Source organism: Rouxiella sp. Mn2063 (assembly GCF_049319665.1).
Classification (GTDB): domain Bacteria; phylum Pseudomonadota; class Gammaproteobacteria; order Enterobacterales; family Enterobacteriaceae; genus JBMOUD01.
Genome location: NZ_JBMOUD010000011.1, coordinates 131,155 through 139,052, shown reverse-complemented (window position 1 = coordinate 139,052; position 7,898 = coordinate 131,155). Strand labels below are relative to the sequence as shown.

7 protein-coding genes are annotated in these 7,898 nt (G+C 48.1%); 2 read left to right on the top strand and 5 right to left on the bottom strand.

Annotated features, from left to right (window positions below; all coding sequences use genetic code 11):
- Positions 1-129: 129 nt before the first annotated feature.
- Both murI and btuB read right to left on the bottom strand, forming a co-directional pair.
- Complete coding sequence (gene murI, locus ACL9RG_RS16465) at positions 130-1,011, bottom strand: glutamate racemase (protein WP_422793708.1); 882 nt, start codon at positions 1,009-1,011, stop codon at positions 130-132.
- A complete protein-coding gene (gene btuB / locus ACL9RG_RS16460) occupies positions 956-2,833 on the bottom strand; it encodes a TonB-dependent vitamin B12 receptor BtuB (RefSeq protein WP_422793707.1) in 1,878 nt (625 codons plus the stop codon). The genes murI and btuB overlap by 56 nt, the downstream gene beginning before the upstream one ends.
- 265 nt (positions 2,834-3,098) lie before the next feature.
- Here btuB and trmA point away from each other — a divergent pair, with 265 nt between their 5' ends.
- Positions 3,099-4,205: a tRNA (uridine(54)-C5)-methyltransferase TrmA gene (gene trmA / locus ACL9RG_RS16455; RefSeq protein WP_422793706.1), complete on the top strand. Its 1,107-nt coding sequence runs from the start codon at positions 3,099-3,101 to the stop codon at positions 4,203-4,205.
- A 78-nt stretch (positions 4,206-4,283) separates the two neighbouring features.
- Here trmA and ACL9RG_RS16450 read toward each other — a convergent pair whose 3' ends face one another.
- Positions 4,284-4,667 carry a YijD family membrane protein gene (locus ACL9RG_RS16450; RefSeq protein ID WP_422793705.1) on the bottom strand — a complete coding sequence of 128 codons (384 nt, stop codon included), beginning with the start codon at positions 4,665-4,667 and terminating at the stop codon, positions 4,284-4,286.
- Positions 4,639-5,316, bottom strand: a complete 678-nt coding sequence (gene fabR / locus ACL9RG_RS16445) for an HTH-type transcriptional repressor FabR (protein WP_422793704.1) — start codon at positions 5,314-5,316, stop codon at positions 4,639-4,641. Before fabR ends, ACL9RG_RS16450 begins: the two co-directional genes overlap by 29 nt.
- A 214-nt stretch (positions 5,317-5,530) precedes the next feature.
- Between fabR and sthA the strand changes: the two genes are divergently transcribed.
- Positions 5,531-6,931, top strand: a complete 1,401-nt coding sequence (gene sthA / locus ACL9RG_RS16440; RefSeq protein WP_422793703.1) for a Si-specific NAD(P)(+) transhydrogenase — start codon at positions 5,531-5,533, stop codon at positions 6,929-6,931.
- On the opposite strand, the gene oxyR is transcribed toward sthA, so the two are convergent.
- On the bottom strand, positions 6,914-7,834 hold the full coding sequence (oxyR, locus tag ACL9RG_RS16435; RefSeq protein WP_422793702.1) for a DNA-binding transcriptional regulator OxyR: 921 nt from the start codon (positions 7,832-7,834) through the stop codon (positions 6,914-6,916). The two genes, sthA and oxyR, sit on opposite strands and share 18 nt — an antisense overlap.
- Positions 7,835-7,898: the final 64 nt, after the last annotated feature.

The window sequence follows — 7,898 nt, the reverse complement described above, 5'->3', positions numbered from 1 at the left end:
GGCGACTTGTCAGTCGTTGTTCCCGGTCAGTGGAGGCGCATTATAGGGAGTTTCAGAAAGCCTGCAACCCCCTTTTGATAAATAATCGCAAATAATTATCTGACCGTTGAATCTTTAGTCAAATTGGCTTTAAATCGGCAATTCTTGGATGGTTTTCAACCCATATGCTTGCAAAACAGGCAGCAAACTTTGTGCTTGTGAATCGAGTGCCATGCAATAAGCCAGACTTTCTATCTCTACATCCGGTTTTACTGCTGGCATATCAGGATAGGCGGTTGCAATTAACCATTGTGCACGGCGTGCAATCGCCGAACCTGAGTCAATCATTCGCGTACCGTCGGGTAAGACTTGTGAAAGCTCCTCACTTAATAGAGGGAAGTGAGTGCAACCCAATACCACTGTGTCTGGTGGTTCACGCAACCGCAGCCAAGGTTGCAGAATTTTCTTCAGCACCGCCAGGTCGATTGGCTGGCCATGCAACTTAGCTTCTGCCATCTCCACCAGCTCCGCAGAACCTAACATCAGGATTTTGCAATCTGTCGCAAAGCGTTCAATGAGGTCATGCGTATAAGGACGCTGTACGGTCGCTCGTGTCGCCAATAGTCCAACCAAACCATTACGCGTCAGTTTAGCCGCAGGCTTAATAGCAGGAACAACACCAACCACGGGACAATCAAAGCGGGCGCGTAAAGCAGGGAGAGAAACGGTACTTGCGGTATTACAGGCGATGATGATGATGGAGATTGGATGACGCCGTGCCACCGCACTGACTATCTCCACCACGCGCTCAACAATAAACTCTTCGGACTTCTCGCCGTAAGGGAAGGCGACATTATCGAAAGCATAGATATAGTGAAGATCCGGCAGCATCTGCCGGACTTCATGATATACCGACAACCCACCAACGCCGGAATCAAACACCAGCGCCGTTGGGCGAGCGGGAGTTAAACCGCTATCAGAAGGTATAAGTTCCAGAGAGGAAGTATTCGCGCCCTGGGTTTTGGTAGCCATAAGCCGTCTCGTAATCTTTATCAAAGAGGTTGGCAATTCTACCATGAACCGTCAGCTGTTTTGTAACCGGATAAGAAACCGCCGCATCCCATAAACTCACCCCGCCCAACTTCACGGTTTGCGCCGGATACGTGTTGTAGTCAGTATCATAACGCTGGCCCAAATAGTGGTAGGTCAACGCCCAACCAAAGTCTGCGACATTGCCATCAAGCTCATACTTCACCTGTTGCTTAGCACGACGAGCCAACACCGCATTGGTATCAGTATCGCGTGCATCAACATAGTCATAAGAGATATGGTGACTGACATTCCACGTATCGAAAGATGCCGTCGCTTCAACACCTTTAATATTCGCTGCACCGATATTGTAATAACGGAAGGTATTAGGATCGCTTTGAATAAGATTGGTTATCTCATTTTTATAACCACTGACACGCCAGGTCACTGGGCCAGTTAAACCTTCAAAACCACTTTCCCATTGCTTACTTTCTTCAGGGCGAAGATTGCTATTGCCGTAGAAGTCGCTGTATAGCTGACCGAGGTTTGGTGCTTTATAGGCCGTGCCATAAGACGCGAAGACGCTATAACCGTCAATAAACTCCCAGGATGCACTGCTCTGCCACGTTGCATGCTGGCCAAACTGAGAATTATGATCGCTTCGAACCGCACCTTCTAACGTCACCGGCCCAACCAGCTGTCGTCCTGTTGCATAGACACCGGTATTACGCTGCTCATAACCATAGGATAAATAGTTGGTGCCTGGTGCCGTGGTTTGCTTCTGCCAATCTACCCCGCCGCTAATGGCTCCATTACCCACCTCAAAGGTATTTCCCCACTGCGCATTATATTGTTGGATATCATCCAATGTGGCAGACGCATCATATTGGCCATAACGCGGATCGTAGTTATAGGTTTTAGTATGGCTGTAGCTGCCAACAAGCTGGGTGGAATAAATGCCTTGCTGATAATTCAGCCCGGTATCCCAAGTTTGACTATAAAGCTGTTGAGTATCGAGCAACGCATATCCATTAGCGAGGTAAGTGGCATCGTATGCCGTGCGGTTATCGAAACCATAGCCACGGATAAAACCACTCAACTGCTCGTTAAACTGGTGCTGTAATGAGCCGTAAAGTGTTTTACTCATAAATCCATCGCGCTGTGAATCAAGCGGATTAGATTCACTACTCATCACTTTATAGCCCTTGGTATAGGTATAGTTGCCGGCAAAGGTCCCAACAGTATGATCACCGAGCTGCTGCTGAGTTGATGCATCATAAGATTGATAACCATTAGACCCGATTCCCACTGAAAGCGTTGAACCATTTTGTGGCCGGGTAGTGATAATGTTGATCACACCGCCAATCGCATCAGAGCCATAAACCGCCGAGCGCGGACCACGGATATACTCAATCTTTTGAACCAGCGAGATAGGAATTTGGCTAAGATCGGATGATCCCGTCACTCCCGCCTGATTTAAGCGGATACCGTTGATAAGAATTAAAGCATGGTTAGAGTTGGTTCCCCGGATGAACACAGAGCTGAGCTGGCCCATCCCACCATATTGCGCAATATCCACGCCCGGCAAACGTCGCATAACGTCTATTAGCGTTTTTGACTGCCAGCGGTCAATGTCTTCGCGCGTCACCACCGTCGTCGCGGCTAATACGCTAGAAACAGGCTGCGGGAAGCGGTTGGCCGTTACCACCATGGTGTTACTATCATCTTTACTATCTATTGGTGTTGCTGTGGCATTATCTTGCGCCCACCCTGAAAAGGCTGTAACAGATAAAACTGTCAGCATTACTGGTTTTATTATTGTCATTGAGAAAGTATCTAAATATAAGCTCAGGCTTAATGAGTGATACCGCAGAACATCACCTTCATGTTGATACGACAATGGTGAATATTGCGGCGTAATTATCCGTAGGTTTCAGATACCGGACACGAACCCTACGATTTACACATAAGTAATTCTAGATGCCCATCCAACGTTATAGAAAGTAAATACAACAAAACTGGACATAATGAGTGCAATCCCTACAATCCCCCGCAAAGTTTGCTCATTTCCCCCGTAAGACGAGAATAAGATGACACCTGAAAACCTGCCCATTGAACAATACGACGACCAACTGGCGGAAAAGACCGCCCGTCTCACGGCGCTTATGTCGCCATTTAATGCGCCGGCAGTTGAAGTCTTTCGTTCCCCGGTAAAACATTATCGGATGCGTGCCGAATTTCGCGTATGGCATGACGAAGGCGATCTATACCACATTATGTTTGATCAGCAGACCAAAGCACGGATCCGTGTCGATAGCTTCCCTGTTGCCAGCGAGTTGATTAACCGACTGATGAAAGTGCTGATTGAGGAGATCAAACAGCACCAGGTTCTGCGCCATAAAATTTTCCAGATTGATTACCTCTCGACACGCAGCGGCAAGATTATTGCCTCTCTGCTTTACCACCGGAAGCTAGATGATGAATGGCAGCAGGCGGCAATTGCACTGCGAGACAAGCTGCGTGCTGATGGTTTTGATCTGCAGTTGATTGGTCGGGCGACAAAAACCAAGATAATGCTCGACAACGATTACATCGATGAAGTCTTGCCGGTTGCCGGTCAGGATATGATTTACCGCCAGGTAGAGAACAGCTTTACTCAACCTAACGCTGAAATGAACATTCAAATGTTGGAATGGGCAATCAACGCGACTAAAGGCTCACGCGGCGATTTACTGGAGCTGTATTGCGGTAACGGCAACTTCTCGCTGGCGCTGGCACGCAATTTTAATCGTGTACTGGCCACAGAAATTGCTAAGCCATCGGTTGCCGCCGCGCAGTTTAATATTGCCGCCAATCATATCGATAACGTGCAGATTATTCGCATGGCCGCTGAAGACTTTACTCAGGCGATGAACGGCGTACGCACCTTTAACCGTCTTGAAGGCATTGATTTAACCAGTTACCAGTGCGAAACCATTTTCGTCGACCCGCCGCGCAGTGGGCTTGATGAAGATACTGTCAAATTAGTACAAGGCTATCCGCGCATCATGTACATCTCATGTAACCCAGATACGCTGTGCGATAACCTGCAAACTTTGAGTAAGACGCACCGTATTACCCGTTTGGCGCTGTTTGACCAGTTCCCTTATACGCACCATATGGAATGTGGCGTGCTATTGGAAAGAGTCGCTGACTAATAGAATCCACTAGTCTGAAACATAAAAAAGGGCGGCTGTTTATCAGGCCGCCCTTTTGCATCTTTCATGCATACAATGTTAGTTCTCTTGCAGCTTCAGCTTCTTCAAGCGATAACCAATCCAGAACACCAACACCACACAAATCACCGCAGGTAGGAAATTCGAACCTAATTGCGGGTATTGAGCACGGATTAGCGCACTGTAAAGCAGTAGACCCAACATAAAACTCGCCGCGGCTAAAATCGGAATACCGGCAGGCATTTCACATTTTTGATAACGCAAGTGCAAACAATACACAGAAAGCACTAGCGCTATTATCGGGAAAACTGAAAATGCCACGACAGAGCTAAACAATGCTTCGAAGGTACCGTTAATCGACAGGCCAGCAATCAACGCCAGCAGCAAAGTACTTTTCTCCTGACGCAGCGGTTTATTATGATGTAACTGTTCTTCCATCATCATCTCCAATCACTTCAACATTCGTTGGTGTTACCGCCGTTCTTTCTTGCTGGCGGCGATACCAGTAATAAGCACCCTTGGATATCATACGCAGCTGTAACACCAGCCGTTCTTCCAACTGACGTCTCTGGGCAAGATCTACATCCAGCGCCTCCGCACCGGCGTTAAAAACAATAATCACCATCGCTTCTGCCTGCGCTTCGGTAAAACTGCGTGGCATATGATTTTCGAGTTGCAAGTAGTCCGCAAGTTCCGCAATGAAATGTTGAATCTCACGGGCGACAGCAGCACGAAAGGCGGAAGATGTTCCCGACCTTTCACGCAGTAATAAACGAAATGCGTTGGGATTATTGCCAATGAACTCCATAAACGTCGATACCGATGTTCGGATCACACTGCCGCCCTTGGCGATACGTTGACGCGCCTGACGCATCAGTTGACGCAGCATCAGGCCGCTCTCATCAACCATGGTCAAACCCAGCTCATCGACATCACGAAAATGACGATAGAAAGAGGTCGGTGCGATACCCGCTTCACGGGAAACCTCACGTAAACTTAGACTAGCGAAGCTGCGCTCTGCGCTTAGTTGGCTAAAGGCCGCCTCAATCAGAGAACGACGCGTACGTTCTTTTTGTTGTGCTCTTACGCCCATAACCTTCATCCAGATAGTTTTCTTTTATGCTGACTAGACTATTATGGATCGCACTATATCAAATTTTTCAGCAGCGGCGGTTATAGAAACTGCAGCATAAAGTTCGTCTGAATGTTGCGGTCCTTTTCCCACAAATAGACAACGTCTCCTGACGCAAACAGCGCTATTATGTTACTTCCACGTTGTCATTTTGTATAAAACAGGTTTCTCACCCATGCAACAAAACGAACATTTTGATGCCATTATCATTGGCTCGGGCCCAGGCGGTGAAGGTGCTGCGATGGGGCTGGTTAAACAAGGCGCTAGAGTTGCAGTCATCGAGCGTTACAACAACGTTGGCGGCGGCTGTACTCACTGGGGCACTATCCCTTCCAAAGCACTCCGCCACGCAGTTAGCAGAATCATTGAGTTCAACCAGAACCCTCTTTACAGCGATAACTCCCGTACTCTAAGTTCAAGCTTCCCTGAAATTCTGCGTCATGCCGATACCGTTATTAACCAACAAACCCGCATGCGTCAGGGATTTTATGAGCGTAATCAGTGCCGTTTAATCGCCGGTGATGCCAGTTTTGTCGATGCCAACACAGTGAGTGTACGTTATGCCGACGGTACTCATGAAGAGTTACGTGGTGATAACATTATTATCGCCTGTGGCTCTCGTCCTTATCGTCCGCACAACGTAGATTTTAACCATCCACGCGTTTATGACAGCGATTTGATTCTTGAATTAAGCCACGAACCTCGCCACGTCATCATCTACGGTGCAGGGGTGATTGGCTGTGAGTACGCCTCAATCTTCCGTGGATTGAACGTCAAAGTTGACTTGATCAATACCCGCGACCGCCTGCTTTCCTTCTTGGATCAGGAAATGTCAGACGCCCTGTCTTATCATTTCTGGAATAACGGCGTCGTTATCCGCCACAACGAAGAGTTCGAGAAAATCGAAGGCGTTGATGATGGTGTGATCATGCACCTCAAATCAGGTAAGAAGTTGAAAGCCGACGCGCTGCTGTATGCCAACGGACGTACCGGTAATACTGACAGCTTGGGTCTGGAAAATATTGGCCTGGAATCAGATAGCCGTGGCTTGTTAAAAGTAAACAGCATGTACCAAACGGCGTTATCGCATATTTATGCGGTAGGTGACGTAATTGGTTACCCAAGCCTAGCTTCTGCCGCTTATGATCAGGGCCGCATCGCAGCACAAGCTATCATGCAAGGCGAAACCAAGGTTAACCTGATCGACAATATTCCAAGTGGTATCTATACCATTCCAGAAATCAGCTCTGTAGGTAAAACCGAACAAGAGCTGACGGCAATGAAAGTACCTTATGAAGTAGGCCGTGCGCAGTTCAAACACTTAGCGCGGGCACAAATCGCCGGGATGAACGTGGGTAGCCTCAAGTTATTGTTCCATCGTGACACCAAAGAAATTCTCGGTATTCATTGCTTTGGCGAGCGTGCTGCCGAGATTATTCACATCGGACAAGCGATCATGGAGCAAAAAGGCGAAGGTAATACTATCGAGTATTTCGTTAATACCACCTTCAACTACCCAACCATGGCAGAAGCTTATCGCGTTGCAGCACTCAATGGCTTAAATCGCCTTTTTTAACGCTGAAGCGCTCATGTAACTCTGCATATGGGTTTTAATCGCCTCCGCTAACTGCTCGTAACGACCGCGCAGCGGTGAGCCGGGGCGATATACCAACGCGATGGTGCGTTTTGGTTCTGGCTTGTCACACGTCAGATACGTCACCCCATCGCGGCTCCGTTCTTTCGGAATAGCCAATGATGGCAGCAACGTGATGCCACTCCCCGCCGCCACCATATTACGTAGCGTCTCCAAACTTGTTGCGCGGAAATGGGTATCTTCGTCCGCTCCGGCTTGGAAACAAAATCCCATCGCCTGATCGCGCAAACAGTGGCCATCTTCCAGCATCAACAGCTTCTCACCCGCCAGTTCAGACATCGGCACGCGATCTAATGACGACCAAGGGTGATCGTTATAAATAGCCAGTTTCATCGGCTCATCAAATAATGGCACTTCAATGAAGGCTTCACTCTCTTTTACCAACGCTAAAATCGCGCAATCGAGTTTACCGCTATCCAACTGGGCCAGCAGTTGCTGCGTCTGCGCTTCATGCAGATACATTTCTAATTTCGGAAAGGTTTGATGCAACGTAGGGATAATCTGCGGCAGTAAATATGGCCCGACCGTTGGGATAAGACCAATGTGCAATGGACCCGACATGGCTTCGCCCTGTTGGCTGGCCATCTCTTTTAACACTTTCACTTCACGCAACACAGTGCGTGCTTGATCCACTAGCAGCAGGCCGGCTTGCGTAAATAGGACTTTACGACTGGTTCTTTCTAACAGCATGACGCCCAATTCGTCTTCTAACTTACGAATTTGGCCACTCAATGTGGGTTGGCTAACGTGGCAAGAATCGGCTGCACGACGAAAATGCCGAAACTCCGACAATGCTACCAGATACTCTAAATCACGAATGTTCATTAATCTTCCCTACCTTGGTTGTTCTGTTCGATAGCCCATGACGATAAATAAGATAGCAATGAAC